The 21,896-nt window shown below is 32.0% G+C and carries 10 protein-coding genes; 1 reads left to right on the top strand and 9 read right to left on the bottom strand.

Features of this window, described 5'->3' with window-relative positions; all coding sequences use genetic code 11:
- Nucleotides 1-11 precede the first annotated feature (11 nt).
- Nucleotides 12-440: a MarR family winged helix-turn-helix transcriptional regulator gene (locus tag Q0K54_RS09315; RefSeq protein ID WP_294580493.1), complete on the bottom strand. Its 429-nt coding sequence runs from the start codon at nucleotides 438-440 to the stop codon at nucleotides 12-14.
- A 127-nt stretch (nucleotides 441-567) separates the two neighbouring features.
- Here Q0K54_RS09315 and Q0K54_RS09310 point away from each other — a divergent pair, with 127 nt between their 5' ends.
- Nucleotides 568-1,128 (top strand): flavin reductase family protein, encoded by a 561-nt coding sequence (locus Q0K54_RS09310; protein WP_294580491.1) that lies wholly within the window; start codon nucleotides 568-570, stop codon nucleotides 1,126-1,128.
- A 19-nt stretch (nucleotides 1,129-1,147) separates the two neighbouring features.
- Here the strand turns inward: Q0K54_RS09310 and recO are convergent, their stop codons facing one another.
- From recO to Q0K54_RS09270, 8 genes are all read right to left on the bottom strand, one after another.
- Nucleotides 1,148-1,894 carry a DNA repair protein RecO gene (gene recO, locus Q0K54_RS09305; RefSeq protein WP_294580488.1) on the bottom strand — a complete coding sequence of 249 codons (747 nt, stop codon included), beginning with the start codon at nucleotides 1,892-1,894 and terminating at the stop codon, nucleotides 1,148-1,150.
- Nucleotides 1,884-2,774: a GTPase Era gene (gene era, locus Q0K54_RS09300; RefSeq protein WP_294580485.1), complete on the bottom strand. Its 891-nt coding sequence runs from the start codon at nucleotides 2,772-2,774 to the stop codon at nucleotides 1,884-1,886. The genes recO and era overlap by 11 nt, the downstream gene beginning before the upstream one ends.
- Nucleotides 2,767-3,168, bottom strand: a complete 402-nt coding sequence (gene cdd, locus Q0K54_RS09295; protein WP_294580482.1) for a cytidine deaminase — start codon at nucleotides 3,166-3,168, stop codon at nucleotides 2,767-2,769. The genes era and cdd overlap by 8 nt, the downstream gene beginning before the upstream one ends.
- Nucleotides 3,158-3,631, bottom strand: coding sequence for an rRNA maturation RNase YbeY (gene ybeY, locus Q0K54_RS09290; RefSeq protein WP_294580480.1), 474 nt, complete (start codon nucleotides 3,629-3,631; stop codon nucleotides 3,158-3,160). Before ybeY ends, cdd begins: the two co-directional genes overlap by 11 nt.
- A gap of 197 nt (nucleotides 3,632-3,828) precedes the next feature.
- Nucleotides 3,829-5,880, bottom strand: a complete 2,052-nt coding sequence (locus Q0K54_RS09285) for a cysteine peptidase family C39 domain-containing protein (protein WP_294580477.1) — start codon at nucleotides 5,878-5,880, stop codon at nucleotides 3,829-3,831.
- 56 nt (nucleotides 5,881-5,936) lie between these two features.
- Nucleotides 5,937-7,109 carry a bacterial transcriptional activator domain-containing protein gene (locus tag Q0K54_RS09280; protein ID WP_294580475.1) on the bottom strand — a complete coding sequence of 391 codons (1,173 nt, stop codon included), beginning with the start codon at nucleotides 7,107-7,109 and terminating at the stop codon, nucleotides 5,937-5,939.
- A gap of 215 nt (nucleotides 7,110-7,324) precedes the next feature.
- Nucleotides 7,325-9,211 carry a hypothetical protein gene (locus Q0K54_RS09275; RefSeq protein ID WP_294580472.1) on the bottom strand — a complete coding sequence of 629 codons (1,887 nt, stop codon included), beginning with the start codon at nucleotides 9,209-9,211 and terminating at the stop codon, nucleotides 7,325-7,327.
- A gap of 133 nt (nucleotides 9,212-9,344) precedes the next feature.
- Nucleotides 9,345-21,878, bottom strand: a complete 12,534-nt coding sequence (locus Q0K54_RS09270; RefSeq protein WP_294580470.1) for a SpaA isopeptide-forming pilin-related protein — start codon at nucleotides 21,876-21,878, stop codon at nucleotides 9,345-9,347.
- Between the last annotated feature and the right edge of the window lie 18 nt (nucleotides 21,879-21,896).

Genomic DNA, 21,896 nt, shown 5'->3' with positions numbered 1-21,896 from the left:
TTTTCCCCCTCTTATTCAATTTCTTTACCAGTCAAGTTAAAATACATTCGACAAAAGAAGTCACTTAACTGTTTTTTCTCACTGTCAGTAAACCCTTTTAGCACTAATTTTTCAGAATCATAACAATGCTTATCCCATTTAATGATTGCCTCTTTACCAGAATCAGTCACTATCAGCTGATAAGCTCGCTTATTTTCCGGATTAATTCTACGTAACAATAATCCCTTTTGTTCAAGATTATTTAAAGTTTTACTGACCGTCGCTGATTTAAGATCACAGGCATCAGCAATATCTTTAAGTTTACAATCTGGATGCAACGCAATATACCTTAAGACTTTAGGCTGACCTGGCGCCAGATTATATCTTTCCATATCTTTGCGAAAGTGTTTACGCTGAGCATGGTAGACCTTAAACAAGATTATATACATCGGTGTTTGCATTAACCCACTCCTTTCTTAGTATGCTAACTATTAGTATACTAACTATATTACCATTTACTTTTTTTGTCAATATACTTGACGCTAAAGTATAGTTTAAGGTTAAAATAATGACAGGAGGTTAGAAGTAATGAGAAAAGATTTTGGTGCTAAACCATTTATTTATCCTTGTCCGGTATTTATCATTGCATCTTATGATGAAAATAATAATCCTGATGCCATGAATGCTGCCTGGGGCTGTATTGCCGATTATAAGCAAATCGCACTTTATTTAGCCAGTGAACATAAAACTGTTAAAAACATTTTGCATAAAAAGGCTTTTACCGTTTCCATGGCCGATGCTAAACATGTTAAAGAAGCTGACTATTTAGGAATTGTTTCTGGCAATAAAGTTCCTGACAAACTAAAAAAAGCCAATTTACATCCAATCAAAAGTAACTTAGTCGATGCTCCGATCATTGAAGAATTTTTGATGACTCTTGAATGTAAATTAATCAGTTATGATAAAGAAAGTGAATTATTATTAGGAGAGATTGTCAATGTTAGTATTGATGAATCCGTTCTTGATGAAAACGGAAAAGTAGATGTTGATAGATTAGAACCGATTACCTTTGATCCAGTTAACAATACTTATCGTAAACTAGGGGCGCTAACAGGACAAGCTTTTAAAGATGGAAATCAAATAAAATAACACCAGCAACTTGCTGGTGTTAAAGTTTATTTAGCTGTTGAATAAACTTACGACTATTAAATCTAATTCCACTATACTCATCAATAAAGATATCCATGATCTTTACTAAACGATCGATCACATCATCATCTAAATGCAACTGATCAATTTTTAAAATATCCCATTTATTAATATAGCGAAAACCTTTTAAAATAGCTACTGGCTCTTGAAAATCAAATTTACCCTGACAATTTTGGCAAACAAAGCCACCATTAACAACCGAAATCCCTGTAATTAAATCTTGACGATTACAATTTACACACTGATCAACTTCTAGCGCTGAACCTGTCATCTTTAAGATAAAAGCATTAAATAATAAATAAACTAATTTAGGTTGATAACCATTTTCTAAAGCCATCAATGCCGCTAACAAAGTATCATATATTTCTTCCTGGGGCTCATTTTCATCAGTAAACTTATCTACAAATTCTAAGCAATATGTCGCATAGGCCTCAAGTTCAATATCCTGTTTAATATGACGAAAATAAACCTGGCTATTACCTTTTATCAACGATGAAATTCCGGGTTTTAAAATCAAATTATAATCCGCCAGTGTAATTGTTTGACAAGCCGGAGCATTTTTACTAGTCATTTTCTTTACACCCTTAGCTAAAAAAGTTAATTTACCATAATCATGAGTATAGATCCAGACTAGCAGATCATTTTCACGATATGGTTTATTTTTTAAAACGATCCCTGTTACGATCTCTTCATTTTTAATAGTCATCTTCGTTATATCCAAATTCTTTTAAGTACTTTTGTTTGTTACGCCAATTACGTTCAACTTTGACAAACAGCTCTAAGTGAACCGGAACTTGTAAAAAGCGTTTCATTTCCCGTTGCGCATTCAAACGAATCTTTTTGATCATGGAACCTTGCTTACCAACGATGATTCCTTTTTGACTATTTCGATCACAAACGATAGTAGCTAAGACTTCAACACCATCTTCATCTTCCTGCATTCTTTCAATTACGATAGCAACACTGTGTGGCACTTCTTCACGGGTAAAATAAAGAATCTTTTCGCGAATAAATTCTGCCATGACAAAACGTTCTGGATGATCGGTTAGATGATCTTTTGGATAATACATCTTTCCTTCTGGCAAATATTTTTTTATTGTATCGATCAACAAATCAACATTTTCATTGTTTTTAGCACTTAAAGGAATGATTTCTCGAAAATCAAACATTTCCTGCCATTGTTTCAATTTTTTAGCTAATGCTTCTTTACTAACCGTATCCATTTTACTGACAATCAGGAAAACTGGACCATCGGCATCTTTTAATCGATTAATGATAAACTTATCTCCTTTACCAATAATCTCATCAGCCGGCGCTAAAAACAACACTAGATCCACCCCATAAATACTATTTAAGGCTGTAGTATTCATAAAATTACCTAAGCGATCTTGTGGGCGATGAATTCCTGGAGTATCCATGAAGATGATTTGAGCCTCATCATCAGTATAAATTCCCTGAATCGTATTTCTAGTTGTTTGAGCTACATCTGACATAATAGCTAATTTTGTTTTTAAAATACTATTTAATAACGTTGATTTTCCAACATTAGGACGACCAACGATACTAACAAATCCTGATTTAAACATTTAAATTATCTCCTTCAAAAGCCATTGGCATTAATTCATTAATTGTAGTTATTTGATATTCATCTAAATTAGCAAGAATAATCGGACAATCTTTAGGCAACAATTCCCCTAAAACTTGACGACAAGCACCACAAGGGGAAACCAGTTTAGTTGAAAATGAAACAATAGCCAGCTGTTTGATATCATTTTTATGATATCCATTGCAATAAGCAGCATAAACTGCATTTCGTTCAGCACACATACTAGAGCCGTAAGCAGCATTTTCAATATTAGTTCCTAAAAAATAGCTTCCATCTTGCATTTCAATACAAGCACCAACTTTATAATTAGAATATGGACTATAAGAGTTTTTGGTAGCATCAAAGGCCTTTTTAATTATCTCTTTAATTTCCATCTTGTTCCCTTGAAATATTTAAAGCATTTAAGATATCATCCTGTTTAGCAAACATAACTTGTTCATCTTCAGCATTCATATGATCAAAACCTAATAAATGCAACAACCCATGCGTGAAAAGAAAACACATTTCTCTTTTTAAACTATGTCCATATTCTTGCGCCTGGCTTCTAGCATGATCAACGCTAATAAAAATATCTCCTAAACTTCTAGGCATACCTGGCGCATAATATTGTTCATTATCTTCTAAAGCAAAACTGATTACATCAGTAGCTCGATCAATATTACGATACTGACGATTAATTTCATGTATTTTTTGATCATCAACTAAAATACATGATAATTCAAGATCACTAGTAATATTCAATTCTTTAGCAGTTTCTTGAATAATTTGAAGATATATATCTTCATAATCTTGATTAAAACCTTCTACTTCATTTACTAATGCAAAATCTATTTCCATATTTATCACGAGTATTAACTCGAACCAGCTACTTGAAATATGGACAAATTTTTGTCAAAGCAGCTTTTCCTTTCTATATTTCTTTGCACCAATTTAATTTTTGTATTTCCTCAAAAACCTGGTGCTGCAAATTGATTATAGTGCCTGTTTTTACACCATTAATATCTTAAATCAAAACTATTATCAATCACTGATCATCAATGCTTTTTAGTAGTTATAGTTTTGATTTTCCCTTTTTCAATTATAACACAGTCAAACATTTCATTCATCAATTTTGTTTGGTGAGCCACAATTATAACAATTAAATTCAAACTATTCAAATATTCCATAATTAAATTAAACCGTTTTTCATCAACATTGCATAATGCTTCATCTAAAATCAAAACCTCAGGCCTTTTCAATAAAGCCCGAATCAACATAACAATCTGTCCTTGACCAGAAGATAAAGGGAAACCATCTTCATTAAGTTCCAGATCCAGCTTATCAATCAGTTCCTCTAGTTTAAATTGTTGTAACAATTGTAACATCTTTTTTTCATTACGTTGATTTAAACAAAGATTAAATCGTAAACTTTCATGATAAAAAACTGTTTTTTTATCTAAATATATCATTTTATGATACAAACTATCTAAGTCAATCTTCTTTAAATCAATACCATTAATATATATTTTCCCTTTTAGTAAATCATCATAATTCATCAACAGCTTCAATAATGTTGATTTTCCTGCCCCAGTATCACCTTGTAACCAGATTGAATTTTTGATCGTCAGATCTAAATGTTCAATGATTGGTTTACTATAACCATAGCTATAAGAAATATGATCAACATAAATTTCTCTAATTGTCTCTTTGAGTCGAGTTTTTTTCTTTCTTCTCTCTGGTAAAATTTCCTGATAGCGCTGATACAAAATTAAAATCTCATCTTTTTCCAAAATAAAACTAATTAAATTAAATAACGGCTCGATCATATACGATATCAACAAATAAAAAAAGATAATATCCCCGATACTAATCTTGCTTTCTTTATAATAAAAACAAGCTATTAAAACTACCAGATACATCAATAATTGAAGCAATAATTCACTAGTACTATTAATTTTATTTAACTGTTGATTACGAGTATATAAATAATGATTATATTCATCAAACAAATAGTTGATCTTTTCCTTAACAAAACGCTTGACAAAAAACTGATGACTATTAAAAACATTTTTCAAATACTCTAAATAACCCTGATTCATTATTTCCTGACTGGCAATAATTTTTTTATTTAAGCGATTAATTCCCTTTAAATAACGATATAAACAACTAGCTAAAAAAACAAAGAAGATTCCCGTGATCATAGCAACTACTTTTGAATACATAAATAAAGCAAGATATAAACCAATTAATAAAATCAAATCCATAAAAATTACTGTATATAAATGAATAAAAAAATCACCCAATAAAAACAAATTAGTTACTTTTGTCAATAAAACACCATCTTGGTTATTTTCAAAATGACGAAATGGTAAATACATCATATTACTAATTGTCTTATTTACATATTTTTGATTAAGATATTGCTGGATCTCGATTTCCAGCTGCTTACGAGTATAACTGACAATAATTCTAATAAAGCTTACTATCATAAAAATAAAAGTAAATAAAACAATCGTAATTAAATCCATTTTGGCAATTTGATCGATCAAACTTTGAAAATAGCTAGAACTTAAAATACTACAAAAAGATATGATGATACTTTTTGTCACCAATTTTAAAACAAACCGATAATTATTTTTTAAATGTTTAATTACAAACTCCATAAAAGTAGTTTCTTTTTGCAATCTTTGATCAAAGCGTCCTACATGTTCAATACAAATACAAACACCACTAAATACCTTTTCTAATTCCTCAACCTTCATCTTTATTAACCCTTTAGCCGGATCTCCAATTAATAAATAATGTTTAGTTTGTTTATATAAGACTACATAATGCGTTCTTTGTTCAATGATGAGATGCAAAATACATGGTAGTTTAGCTTCTATCAGCAAGGTCTTTAAATCACATTGATAAGCTTTAGCTTCAATTCGATAATATTTTAAACACTGGATCATGCCATAAACACTAATACCATTAGCAGTAATTTTACTTCGTTGTTTAATTTCTTTGATTTCAACATTAAGATGATAATACTTTAAGATCATTTTAAGACAATAAGCCCCACAGCTATATTCATCATCTTGTTTAAAAATAGGATATCTAAACATAAAAAAACCTCCTACTATTCATTTACTTCGATAAGAGGAAAAATTCTTTTTTTATTTTACTTTTTACCTAATTCACTAATACTTTCTTCAACTAGAACCCGCTCATATTTTTCTTGAAGATAAAACTTCTTTTTCACTCGTTTGATGGCTTTGATGGCTCCTTGATAATTACAATCTAATAAAATCAAAAATTGTTTGATACTGTATTTACATACCACATCACTGGCTCTAAAAGTATCGATCATGATTTGTTGGAGAGTATGGGAAGTTTCTCCTAAGACCAAATTATTAATTTCAGGATTTTTAGTAATATATTCTTTAGGATGAATCGTCAGTAAAACAATTGATTTATGTGCTCCTTTTCTTGAAGTAGTTCGTAATGCCAGCTGATAGATACTTTTAAAAAATTCATAATCACAAACAAAGGCACCTTCACTAACTGTCCCATTTAAATCTTCATAGATAATATTAAAATCAACTTCATGTTTATTACTGTCATCTAACTCTAAATAGTGTTGCATTTTATTAGCTGATGAAATAGTCAAGGAATTCTGAACTTTTTGATAATGTTTGATAGCCAGTGATTTTTTGCCTTGTTTAACTAAAGCAAAAACCAAAATACAATTAATATTTTCATCAGCTTCATTTGCAGCTAAAACCGCCTGACAAATTTCCTCAACTAAACTGAACTCATTGAGTCGTAAATAATATTCAATCAAAAAATTAGCTACATTCAAAAAATAAGAAGTCAAAAAATGACGAATATTCATCAATTTATCATTATTATTAATAATCATTGGTAAAAAATCACCTTGATAAAGCAGTAATGCTTTTTGATAAAAAGCCACTTTTTTTAAATCATCCGTTTCATTACGTCCTAAACGATAATAATTAATAAAATTATCAACATCAAAATCCAATTCAATTTCTGGATTCCAGTAATAGGTCCCCTGTGACGATAAAATATAATTATTTTTACCCAAATTATTATTCAATAATGCCCGAAGACGAAAAATCAACGCTTTTAAGGCATTAGCTGGATTACTGGATCCATTGGTTCCAAACATCAATTCCTGGAGATCTGATGTGCTTAATTTATGACGATGATGATATAAAATATAAGCTAATAAAATAGCTAATTTTGATGAATTTATATTATTGAAACTAAGGCAATGATCATCTTCAGTTGTGATTGTATAAGTGTTTAAAAATTCGACTTGCAGTTTCATATGTGCCCCCATCATCTGTTTTCATTTTTTATTGCAGTACTACTATTATACCTCATTTATTAGTATTAGCTGCTTAATTTAATTTTAACAACTATTCTTTATTTCATTATACCCCAATTTCAGTGGTTATGCATTGAAGTTAAAATTTAATAATCAGCAGCAATTAATAAACAACCTCAAATTAATGAGGTTGTTTTTAATAGGAATGATTAATATTAAGCTTGTTTAGTTTTCTTTTTTCTAACAATATAAACGACTATTGCCCCAATTACAATTAGACCAGCTACACTTAAAGCAACGTATGTTAATTGATTATTAGTTTGATCTTTACTTACCTTATCTGCTACATTACCAGCTAATGGTGTTTCCTCTTCTTCAATTATTTCAGTTTCTGCTTCTTGATATGGAACAATATTACCATCTTGATCAACTGTTGTAATTGCTCCATCTGGATTAGTCATAACTGGAGTTCCAGTAGCTCCATCAATCGTAATCGCTGTTCCGTTTGCTGTCGTTCCTTCCAGTGTTGTCGTTGGAGTAGTCGTTGTTTCTACAACAACTGGATTTAAAACAATATCATTATTAGTATCGTTAATATCCCGATATACCATTACATAATTTCTTCTAGTTGAATAGAAATCATGATCAAAGTGACTTTTCTGTCCTGATAATAAGACATATGTAGTTCCGTTAGCTTCATACTGAGTAGGAAAATCGATGGCCAGTGGCTGATTGATCGAAGCATTTAATTTCGTTGTATAAATCGTCTCTTCACCGATATTAGTATGTGAAACATCTAGATAAGTAACCGAAACTTCATACTGATTTACTTCGACTCCTTTTTCAGTGTAATAGACATTATATTCAGTAACATCACTACCAAATTTATGGATGATCTTAGTTCCATCAATATCATCACGTTGAGTTCCATTTAAAATATATGTAGTACCATCATAGTCAAAACTGCTGTCTAAACTTATTGTTTTAGTTTTACCTGGTTCTACCGTATATTCATGAATCTGTAAAATATTACCAGTGGCTAAATCAATATAATTTACCTGAATAGGCTGAGGTGTTGTCTCATCAGTTACTACTGCTTGATAGTATACCTGATATACTTGTTTACCTTGTGCAAAACTATGAGTTATCGAACTACCACTAACCAATTGATACTGTTTACCATTTTTCATAAAAGCACTAGAAGGATCATGAGTCACTGTTTTTCCGTTTTCCACTAATAATGTTTTAGTCAATAACACGCTACCAGTAGCTTGATCAATATATTGAATAGAAATATTGTATGGCTGACTTGTTTCATTATCTTGAACCTGATAGCGAATAACCGTCTGTAAAACTCCCTGATCATAACTTTGACTTACTTGACGATTATAACCGCTCATGATCTTATAAGTGCGACCATTAATAGAAGAAACAAAAGTTTCTGGTACGGTTGTTTGACCGCCATTAGCCTTAGATACTGTATATTCAATCGTTTTATGGGTTATTCCATCTTGATCAACTAAAATTACTTTACTCGTAAAATCTAATTGGGCTCTGACATTATAAGTAAAAGTATACTCACGGCTTCCATAAGGAATTGCGGCATAGTTGTTACCACTTAAATCGTAAGTTTCGCCATTGTAAGTAAGAATTGCTGGTGCTGTATAGCTGCAACCACTGCTATATGTCGCTATCGCCTGGCGTGAACTGGCTATTACCTGATGATTACTATCAACAAAATTAACCTTAACATAATACTGATTTAAGCTATTAACTACCTGAGAGACAGCTCCCGCCAAATCTAACTGCTTAACTGTTAATGATGCTGTTCCATTACTTCCAGCCTTAACTCTAATTGTTTGGGTTTGATTACCGCCAATTGTCATTTCAATACTTTGACTAGGGTTATCACTAGCTTGATAAATATAAGCAACATTATTACTGCTGTTATTACGAACTGTAAATAAACGATCATCAGGATTATCTGAAATTGTTGTCCCTAAAACTAGATTAGAATTAGCATCAACATTAATTCTTAAACCAACAATAGAAGCAACAACTAATACTAATACAAATATTAACCTGAATATCTTCTTTTTCATCGATCATTCCTCCTATCTTTTTTACAGTCATATCATAGCATTTAGATATCACATCAATATCACACATTAATGATATTTTTTAAAATACTTAAAAAATTTATGCAAAAGGCAGTTTCCACTGCCTTTTATTGCTTTATGATGATTTAGATGTTTTTCTACGTTTTCGATAACCATAAGTAAATATACTTGCAGATCCAGTGGCTAGAAGCAGATAACATAAGCTATTTATATTATCCCCTGTCAAAATACCACCATCAAAATAAGTATTAGTTATACTAGTTTCGCTTGTCGTTATTGTTGGATCATAAACACCTAAATCCCATGTCATATCATAACCATCTTGCTCTAGATAGAATGATCGTGTGTAATAATAGATATTATCATTTGAATAAATACCGTCACTATCAATAGCACTATCTTCACCTTGAGTAGATAGAGTCACATAATATTGTGATGGAACTTCAAACTTAACCCGATAATAACCTGGTTTCAAGTTATTAAAGATATAATATCCTTGACTATTAGTATATGTAGTTCCAACTTCTTCCCAATCATCTTCATTAGTAACATCACCGTTATTGGCTTCCAAGATAACCTTAATATTACCAATACCAGTACCTTCTTCATCTTGAAGACCATTGACGTTACTGTCATACCAGACATAGTCACCAATAGCACCTAATGACTGAACAATTCCCGCATCGATAGTTAGATCTGTTGTATTATATGGTAAATCAATTGGATCAGTTGGATAACCAAAACCTGATACATATTGATTTAAGGCATTAGAATCTAAAGCAATATCATCACCAGCATAAGTAATCGTTATCTTCGTAGTCATTTTTAAATCAAAGATTACTCGATATTGAATACCTGTATAAGTAGAACCTTCCAAATCACTAAAGTGATATAATCCATTTTCATCAGTGATAGTCTGTTGATAATATTGCCATGAACTCGAATTATCATCACGTCTAAACAAGTAGACAGTTGTATTTGGAATTGGACGATCATCTTCATCTTGAATTCCATTAGAATTAAGATCTTCAAAAACATAATCACCTAAAGCGCTATATAATCTAGCCCCACCATCGACATGTTCAACATGTTCATTTAAGCCAATTTCAATTACATTGGTATAACCAGAAACTCGATTATCAATTGTCTCGATTTGATTAGCAACATCACTATCAATTGTATCATCACTACCACTGTCACCACTGCAAATACTATAACCCTCTGGCATTGTAAACTTAACAACATAATATCCAGCATCAAGTAAATCAAATAGATAATTTCCATTTTCATCAATTGTAGTTGTAGCAATTAATGAAGACTCATCAGGAATCATATTGATACTATCAAATTCTGCATCAACTTGATATAATGAAACAATTGTTCCAGCTGGTAAGACAGTATCAATTTCCTTTCCATCCTGATCAAAGTAGTTTTGAACATCTGAATAATCACGATCTTCGAAAACTAATCCTGATAAAGCGCTATAAACCGTTAAACCAGCATCGATAGACATATCACTAGCATGATAATCTAAATGAATAACTGCTGTTTTAGCTTTAGTATCCGTTGAATTTTCAACAATCGGATTAGAATCATAAGCACTATCGACTCCCGCATTAGCCTGAGTGAAGTAATAACGATTTAAGTAACCACTGCCATAAGTTGGCACTACACCATCGATATCAAATTCAACGATATAATTTCCTTCAACTAGATCTTCAAACAGATAATATCCGTTACTATCAGTAGTCGTTGTAGCCAATGGCAAAGCAGAGTTAAATTCACCGTTTTCAGTTACCTGATATAAACGAACCACAACACCTGGTACACCGCTTTCTTCATCTTCTTGAATACCATTTTTATTAGCATCAAACCAGACATAGTCTCCTAGAGATCCTTTAGCAACAAAACCGGCATCCAATGTCAAATTAGTTTCACCAACCAGGCTGGCATCTCCTAAACGAGTAGCTGTTAAAGTAAAGTATTCACTATAACAATATTCATCGTTATCTTCAGCTTGGTCACCTACTTTAGTAGGATCATTCCCAATATTTGAATCACGTTCCGTTTGGCTATTGCCTTGATCATCAGTTGCATATCTAGTAGTTGGTACATAAGTATATGTTGATTCATCTTCAGGAATCGCAAACTCTACTCGATATTCAAAGTAACGATCACCAACATAATCATGAGGATCAGTTGAACTGCTATCAGTTTTACCAGCTTTTAAGACATTACAATCCTGATTAGTAAATTGGTAATAACCATATTCATCGCTCATGGTTACCATACCATCATCACTGAAAATTTCCTGACGTTGTAGTTTTCCATCTTCATCATAAGTTGTTACATATTTATGTAAAGTTACTTTCAAACCTTGAACTGGGATATCGGTATCGTCTTGTAAACCATTACGGTTTAAATCATACCAGACATAATCACCAATAGTACCTTTTGGTAACGTCAATTGAGCTCTAACTTCACGGTTTTCAGTGATATCTGTTGGTGAAATTTCATCAGTACCATCACGTTGGACCGCAATTAAAGCCGAATTTGACATCAAGCGATCAGTCACTTGATCAATTTCATCAGTTCCATATTCAGGAGCGGTCATTTTTACATGAATAGTAACTGTTTCACCTGGTTCTAATAAATCATTAGAGAAATCGAATTCAATTGCAAAAGCACTAACTAAATTCAAATCACCAGTATATTCACTAGCTTTGATCCAATGATGAGCCCCACTAGTCCAGTCATCATCGCTCCATGATGAATTATAGACAATTGGTAATTCTTCACTGGCAGTAAATTTAGTTCTATTGGTTTCATTCCATTCATCAAATTTACTATCATAATCACTTCCAACACAATAGTAAAGCGTATATGGCACATTAACAGCATCTAAAACCTCAACATAATTTAATACTGGCGCTTTATCTAAGCTAGTAGAACGTTCAGTATAATTATCGTCAGTTCGGTTGACTAATGAATCTCCCGTAAATGGTAAGATATCAACAACACGAGCTTTACTGATTGCCCGATCAGATTCTCCTTCATTTTCACCACCGTTTTTAAAGATGATTTGGTAATCCAAATCTTCACCCGGTGCTGTTGAAGCAATCTGATTGTAATTTAAATATTCATCATTATAAATACCTTTAACTTGTTTATAAATTGATAAATAATTAGTTTCATTAATTACAATGATTCCATTGCTGTTAGGATATTTCAAACCAGTACCAGTCATATCTACCTGATCTTTACCAGCAATAATATCCAAAGTACTATCGCTAACCAACGTATTGTAGTTGCTGCCACTACTACTTTCAACTATAAAAGCATTACCGTATGGATTTTCCAGTGATAATTCAGTAATCTGACCACTGGCAAAATAAGCTGGTGCATATAACCGAGTACTGGTATCATTGATAGAAGTAGTACCCATATATTTGACAGTTATTTTCATTCCTGGTTTAAATTCAAAATCATCAGCTAAACTAATAGTTACTTTACGAGTCTGTTGCCCCGTTCCTACTAATTGATTGTTTTCAGGAATTCGAGCTTCAACATTGTTATAAACAACATCATATTGAGATGGATCTAGGACCATACCATCACTAGCATCTTGACTATCATAAACAACAACCTGGAAGTTTGTAGTCATACCGCTATAATCATCAATAGTATAACTATTAGTATTTAAGGTCATTCCTAGTGGTAGATCAAAACTAATAATTGGCTGAATAATCGTTAAATCACTATCTTGACGATCAGTGCTTTGATTAATCACCGTAATCGTGCTTTCAATCGTATCACCTGGGCGATAAACAACATTATTTTCACCAGAAACAATACCTAAAGATACTGAAGGTAAATTAGTTTGATTTAATGGATAATAAACATTAATTTGATTACTATTTCTTTCAAGTTTAGCTTCTTGAACTGTACCATTTTCATCTTTATAGCTATATTCATAAACTACTTTAGCCGTATTTGAAAATCTTCTAATTTCATGAACAGTTGCATTAGATGGTCTTTGATTGATCGTTACATCTAAATCAATTCCATCAGTTGTAAAATTAGTCGCAATCAAATCATTTTCAACAAAGTATTCAACTTTGATTTCAGTTGCCATGACATTTTCAAGTGACACCTGAATATTTTGGTTAGCATCTGGTACATTAACTAATAATTGATCATTAGTTTGCCAGTTAGAGTTTTCATCATTTCGATAATAAACTTGAGCTTTGATTTGATGATTTTTACTATCATTAGCGTGGTAGATCGTTACACTGTTGATTCTATAACTATCATTTAAAGTAATTGGAACATATTCATTATTTTCATCAACATAATATAGTTGCATCGTTGTATCTTCTACCACAACTTTTTTAACAGCTACATCATTTCCACCATCAGCATAATCTCTAATAGCCAATCGTTCATTATCACTATCTTTTAATAATGGGGTATTAACTGATTTATCTTGAATTAATTTATCACCATCAATGATATATTTTTTGATTTGTGGATCAACATCCATAATCTTATTGATTGCCTGATTAGTAAATTCGACATAATTATATTTATCAACGTTATCATTGGAAATAATTAATTCTTGATCCTGTAATGGATAAACTGTCATTTCTTTAGAAATATCATAATAAGCTTCATCTAAAGTATAGCCATCAGGAGCTTTAATTTCACGTACCTGATAAACCCTACCTGTCGTACTAGCTGGTAATAAATCACTTACCGCTAAACCATTTTCATCAGTAGTAATTTCAACTGGTACAAATCCATTACTGCTGCTAGTAATCATAAAGATAGCTCCAGCTAAGCCATTACCTTGATCATCTTGTTTTTTAATGACGATTCGTCCGGCATTACTATGATTGATGATTTCACCATCATTACCATCTGCAACCTCTGGTAAATAATTAATGACTCTACTTTGATTAGCAGCTATAGTTACTGGATATTTAGTTGTATCTAATTGATAACCATCTAACGTTTTAATCTCTTGAACATAATAATCACCAGGGGCAACATCTTCAAAGATAATTTGACCATTTTTATCAGTTATTTGACTGGCAACTAAATTATCACTTAGATCATATAAACCAAATTCCACACCACTAAGTACTTCATTTTTTACCGTTAGATAATCGCTGCGATCATCGTATTTAGTAATCGTCACCGTACCTAAGGCCTGATTAACTAATGTATTTTGTTTATCACTAGTAACAACTGTTTCACTTCCAGCTTCAATTGAAAAATCAATTGCTGCTGCCGCCTCAAAATGTTCCGGTGCCTGGATTTCTTCTAGACGATAATTACCCGGATCTAATAAATCTGACAAGAAATAACCATCTTCATTATCAACCACAAATGGACTGGCAACAGTTACATAATTACCATCACTATCTTGCTTCCATAATTGGAAACCAGCGCCACTTAATGGATTTCCATCCGGATCAGTTTTAGTAAAACTAAATCTTCCTTTATTTGTCACATTGACAATTGCCTGATTACCGGTATAAGTAGTATTTTGTTTTCCTTTTGTAACGGTTACTGGATAATAAGTATTATCGATAGTATAGTTTTCAGGAACATCACTTTCAACAACTAAATAATTACCAGCTTCTAAGTTATCAAAAATCACTATACCATTTTCATCAGTAGTTAATGGTTGAATGACTATTGTATCAATATTTTCATCATATCTTTGATTGTTATTGGTATCTAAATATAACGTAAATTCTACCCCAGCTAATGGATAATTAGTTGTATTAGTTGAATCGTAGATTTTCCAGTTAGATACTTTTTCAATTTTTATGCTACCTAATGGTTCATTTTCTAATTCAAATTCTAATTCTGTTTGCCCTTGTTTGTTATTAGTAGTTGTAATTTCAATTCGATTACTGTTAGTAATCTTATATCCATTTGGAGCAGTTTCTTCTTGCAGATAATATTTCGTATCTGGTTGTAAACCGTTAAAGACGATTTCTTTTGTCTCTTCATTGCAAATGACTTCTCCAACTTGATTACCACCAGTTTCCTGATCCCATAAAGTAAAGTGAGCATTAGTTAAATTAGTGATTACTTCTTTAGTTTTACTATCGATCTTTTTGATTTTAATCGACTGTTGTTTAATATTAGTAATTTCACTTTGACCATCTTGACTAGTAGTCGTCAATTCTAATGGTTTAACGACAAATGAATAACCAGTACCATTTAAGAAATAACCATCTTTGGTCGTTTTTTCTTTCACTTGATAATTACCAGCTGGTAATAATTTACTGATGGCTATACCACTAGCATCAGTTGTTATCTCATCAACTTTATTTTTGTTGACATCAAATATTTCAAAAACAACACCATCAAGTTTAATATTTTGATTATAGTAATCAACTTTAGTTAATTTAAGTCGTCCATAAGTTGATTTATTGTTGATTGCTGCTACCGAATTAGCCACTGCCTGTCCTTGTTCGTTAACTTCCACTAAGGCCACAGTTGTCTGACCTTGGACAATCGTAAACTTACCAAGATAACTGTTAGAAACATAACCATTAGCACTATTATTTCCAACACTAGTTTCTTTTAAGATATAATTACCAGGCTCTAGCCACATCGTATCGGTAATATCTTGACTGTTTTGATAAAAATGAATCTTACCATCATTATCTGATAAAGCCGAAACGTTTAATTTCGTGGTATCATCTAATACTAACTGACCATTACTAATTTGATAGTGGTATACTTCAAAACTAACACCTGCTAAATTAGTTGTTTGTTCTATACCGTTTTTATCAATGAAAGTTCCCGTTTTAGTAATATTTTTAATATTTCCCATTGGAACATTTTCCACTACTAATGGATTGTCTCTAGCATCATCGATACTAGCATATCTAGTACCACTAACTCCAGTAACTTTATTGGCCTCGATCGTAAATTCAATTGGTGTTTGATTTAAAACATAGCCAGATTCAACTGAAGTTTCAATTAAGACATACTTACCGGCTTTTAAAAAGTCTGATAATACCGGTATTCCATTCGCATTAGTAGTAATCGTAGTAATAACATTAGCTGGATTACTATAATCTACTCCCTGTTTAAAGACATTAAAGGTTGCTTGAAGGTATTGATTACTATTAACACTTGATACTTTAGTTAAAGCTAGTTTTCCATTATCAGTAGTATTAACAATTACATTATCAGCATCAACATTTTCACTATATAAATCCTTATTATCACTGTCAGTTAATAGATTGACTGCATAGATCGTCGTACTAGGTTTTGTAATATAATCTGGTAAATTATACTCTGGACTATTACCACTATCAATTTCTTCAATAATATAAATTCCTGCTGGCAATGTCTTAGTAATAAAGGCACCATTATCTTTACCTTCATTGATCGTACCAGTTTCATAGATAGCTAGTTCACTATCTTTAACAACATAGATAGCCTCATCACCATCAGCGCCCATAACCTTAATGGCATCAGGGGTATCTTTATCAACAATCGTTGTTGAATATAACTTAAATCTAATACCATCTAAATTAGTTTTATCACCGGCAAAGTCTAAAACTTTCTTTACCCAAATTTGTTTATAGTGATAATTAGTAATGCTTAAGGTTTCTCCAGTTTCTGTGTCAATTAAATAATAAGCATCACCAGGAGTAATTTGAGTAACATTTTCTAGTTTATTATCATTATTGATTCTTTTCGAAGTATCCACAGTTACTTCATAAATTTTATCATTTCGATTATAGCCTTCTGGGGCTACTAATTCTAAAACATAATAAGTTTTAGTCGTATCGATATCAGAAAAATGAAAACCACTTTCTTTACTAGTAACCGTTGTTTGTAATAAGTCATAACTTGCCCATTTAGTTTGGTCGTTAACTACCGCTGACTTTTCAGTATCGCTTAAATTATTAAAATCATTTGCACCATCACTACTACTAAATAATCCCATGATAGCTCCTTCAACTCGGTTTTTTGCTTCATCATATTTATCACCGACGACATGAACTTCAGGAATATTAGTAATTGTTATTTCACTAATTTGCTGCTTATTGATCATTCCTACATAATACCAGGTATTAGCTGCAAAATAGTATTGTGGTGCTTCTACTTCCTTTAAAACAACTTCTTTACCCTCTTCTAATAGAACTGAATAACCAATTCCATCTAATTTCTGTTCGGTTCCATCATCTTTGATCAATGTTGCTGTACCGCTGGTAATATCAACACTGATACCGCTATGTTCCACATTATAAGTTTTACCATCAGAAGCTTTGATCGTTTCTATACCATCACCAGTTTTATCAGTGACATAGTAGATTTCAAAAACGGCCCCATTTAATTTTTCGTCAGGGTCGACACTACTAACTTTAATAACTTTGATTTTTCCTTTTAATGGAATGTTTTCAAATTTTACTGTAGTAGTTTGACCAGCTTCTAACTTAACTACTTGTGGTGAAGCAGCCTGATAATCCTGGCTTTGTTCACTAGTTAAGGCTTCTTCAATATAATAGTAACCTGGTTCGAGTTTTTGAGAATATGTGACCTTATTATCACTAGTAATTTGCGTTACTACATTACCAGTTTTATGATAATATTTGTCATCTAATGCAACTGCTCCAGTACTGTCTTTACTTACTTCAACTGCCTGATAAACATTAAAGTTAATTCCAGCTAATGGTTCTTCAACATTTCCATTATCATCTTTCCAGATTGCTACCTTTTCAAGACCTATCGTACTTTCAGGTATATTAGTCAATGGTGTATTTGAATATACTTTATTGGTTTTCCCTGCTTCAATCGTAAACTCACGAGGGGTTGTATCTAAAACATAATCACCACTTACTCGAGTCTCTACTAAAACATAGTCACCTGGATCTAACCATTCACTAACTGCTTCGCCACCTTCATTACTGGTTGTTAGCGTGGCTACAATAGTATCATTACTATAGTCATGATTAGCTTCATTAACTTTTTTATAGATACTGAAGGTTGCTGAAATACTAGTATTTTGATCGGTTGAACTAACTTTTTTAATTGCTACTTTTCCTTTTGTTAGTTCATTGACAATATTAATTTTTGCAGTATTTAAACCATCATTACCTGGTGCAACTGTTATTTGATGATTGTTACCACCTTGAACAGTCCATGGATCAGAAACATTTAATTCAATGACCCAATATGTTCCAGCATCTAAATAAATTGAAGTTCCAGTTCCCGTATCTTTATTAGTTGTTAAGGTATAATAAGTGTTATTAGCTACTGCTAGCTGACGGTCATTTTCCATATTTTCACTTAGAACTGGAAAATACGCAAATTGTTTAGACGCATATACTGCTTGACTTTGATCTAATTCCAATTGGGTTTTAATAACGGTAAAACGACCTTGAGGCTCGTTGGTTACCTTGTTTCCTTCATACGTGTAATTACTGTCAGTTTGAGCAATTGTTGGTGCTGTAAAGGCAATCATGGCACTGTTTAATGTAAAGTTGTCTGGTGCTTTAGTTTCCTGATAATAATAAGTCGCCCCAGGAATTAGATTAGTGAAAGTTACATAACCATTAGCATCACTAGTGACTTCTTTAGCTAAAACAGTTTGTTGATCACTGGCATATAAGGTAAACTGCGCATTTGATAAAGGACTATCAGTTAGTGAGTTGACCTTTTGGAATTTATAATTTACTAAATGATCATTTTTTACAAGCTCATTAGTTCGTTGATTATTTGTAACTGTGACATAAATTTTATCAGTGTTAACGACATAATCATTTAAACTGTCACTATCTTTTTCAACTAAGTAATAATTTCCTGCTGGTAGGAAACTACTTTGAGCAATTCCTAAAATGTTAGTTGTAATAGTTTCAATTAATTGATCATGGTCATTGTAAATTTCAAAGCTGACACCACTGATTGGTTTATTGATTGTTTGACTAGGATCATCAGGATCCTGAATTGCTTTAGAATCAACTTTTTCCACTTGAATATAACCATAATGATCGGTTTCATTGACAATCTTTTGGGTCGTTGTTTTTCCAGATTCAATCGTTACCTTAATAATATCAGTAGATAATTGATAACCCTCTGGAGCTGCAAACTCTTTTAGATAATAAGTTCCCGCCGGTAAAGAGACAACATTAGAGTTATATTCACTGCTGATTGATTCTTGTGATTGAATTACGATTGGATTACCAGAACTATCTTTAACGATACTTGCATCACTGGCATTTTCATCAGTATAAAGATAAAAACTAGCTCCAGGTAAATTAACTTCAATGTTTACTCCAGTATTAGCCAATTTTCCTTTTTTAAGAATTCTTAGTTTTCCTAATTGTTCATTTTCTACTGCAACTTGGTTTAAAGTTTGAGTTTTAACTTCAGTTACATAGTAATTGTTATCAATTTTATAACCTTCAGGAGCTGTTATTTCTTGATAGACATAATATCCTTTATTTAAAGCTGATGATTCTTCATTACCTGACAATTCAAATCCAGCTCCTAATGTATTTGAGTTAATCGCTATATTAGCATCATTTTCACTATCAAAAGGACCATAGACCATGAATTTAGCTCCATCTAATTGTTTAGACGGATCAAGTTGATCGACTTTTTTGATCAACAGTTTTCCTTTAGAAGAACTGTTGATTACATAAGGCATTCCATCATCATCTAGCGACATACCACTAGGATAGTTGATGTGATTAGCCTTTACTTCGACATTCCATTGAATTGTTGCCGGTTGATCATATTCACCACTAGAAAAATCTTCTTGAACTAAATATTTTCCGGCTGGAATTGCTTCAAATAAAACTAATCCGTTCTCGTTTGAATATGTTTCATAAACTAGACTAGGATCTTCTTGATTAATTAATAAAAACTTTACCCCTTCCAATGGTCCTGAAGTACTGCTGGTCGCACTAGTTCCAACTTTATTAAAAGCTACATAACCAAAACCATTATCAGTATTAACATTATTAATATCTAGTTGACCATTACTTACTTCCTTACCTCTCAAATAAACAACGGCACCATTGTTTTTATTTTTAACTTCAAGTTGATAAACTGTTTGACCATTAGTGGTTTCCACTCCATCACCAACAAATGGCAAATTACCGACATCTTCTTTTAAATAATAAGTTCCCTCGTTAATGTTTTTAAAAATAACCTGACCAGCTTCGTTTAATTCCGTCATATTTCCAACAGTATTTCCTTCAAAATCAACTGCCGGCTCTTGACAGGCCTGATCAAGATATAATCCAAAACGAATTCGAGAGTCAGTATTTTGATAATATAAATCTTGTTTATCTTGGTCAAAAATAAATTTACTGTCTAAATCCAGATCTTCTCCACCATTAATAGTCAAATACTTATTAATAGTTATGTCAGTTACTGGAGCATCTTCATCAACCCAGCCAACTTGAACACTAGCATTATCTTGTGATTTTTTATAAGTACTTTCACCTAATGGTAAATAATTTATTTCTGCTTTATTGTCCAGCAAATATGGTATTTTATCTTCATTGGCTGGCAATACTCGATAAGCATCATAACTATATTTAGCATTAATCGTATATGTAGTTAAAACATATGCATCATCAGGAACATATGCGGTTGTATAATCATTTTTAATGTCACCATAAGTGCTGGCATATTTAATTCTAATATACTTAACTGAACCATCATCGTTATAGATCAAATCATAATCTTGACCTTCAACTAATGGATTAGTCTTGTTGCTTCCGGCATAGACACTAATTTGGGTAGCTCCACCATTAGCTACTGGAGAAACTGGTAGCGTATCAATCAACATAAATCCATCAGTCTTATTACCATTTTCATCACGATAAGTACAGTTTAGTCTTCCATAACTGTTTCCAATATCACCAATATTACTTCCTGGAGCAACAGTTAATCGATAATCAACGCTATAATATTGTTTACCATCGATATTTTCAATCGAATAGTCCTGATTATTTTGTTTCGCAACATCTTTGCTGACAATCCAATCTTGGCTGGCAGTAGCAATTACAGTCGCACTTGGAACAGAAACTGGATTAAAGTTAGGACTACTATCTGGCATTACCACTGAACCAGTTAACACCATTCCTCGAAAATCTGCTTTTGTTCCATCTGGGGTCGTCATGTTATCAAAATTCATTTTTAAATATAATGTTCCAGTTTGCCCAGGTACTAATTCACTGGCATGAATATTGATAACTCGTTCTTCAGCCGATGTTCCTTCAAAATTTATCTTATATTCGATATCATCAAATGCGGTACCTTGAATATCACTAGTATCACCGATAAACGAAATATGTTCCGGTAATGTTATTGATAAAATACAGTTAGTATAACTAGAACCTTGACTATTGGCAGAAATCGTATAACGAATCGCTAAAAAGAATGGCTCTCCAGATTGAACATCAGTTGTCTGGATGTAGGATCCATTGATCTGTTCAACAATTTGCGATGTAAAAGAAATATTGGCATTAACAGTATCATCGGCTTTAGTCAATATACCGTCATTCAACATTCCAATGATCATAGCCAAGGTAATTGATAGAATACCAAACCGTTTTAAGAGCTTTGTTTGTTTCAATACCTTTTTCAAATAACCCATAGCATCATCTCATCCCTT

It is taken from the genome of uncultured Thomasclavelia sp. (genome assembly GCF_944324745.1).
Classification (GTDB): Bacteria; Bacillota_I; Bacilli_A; order Erysipelotrichales; family Coprobacillaceae; genus Thomasclavelia.
The sequence above is the reverse complement of the archived record's forward strand: the minus strand, read 5'-3'. Positions and strand labels throughout refer to the sequence as shown.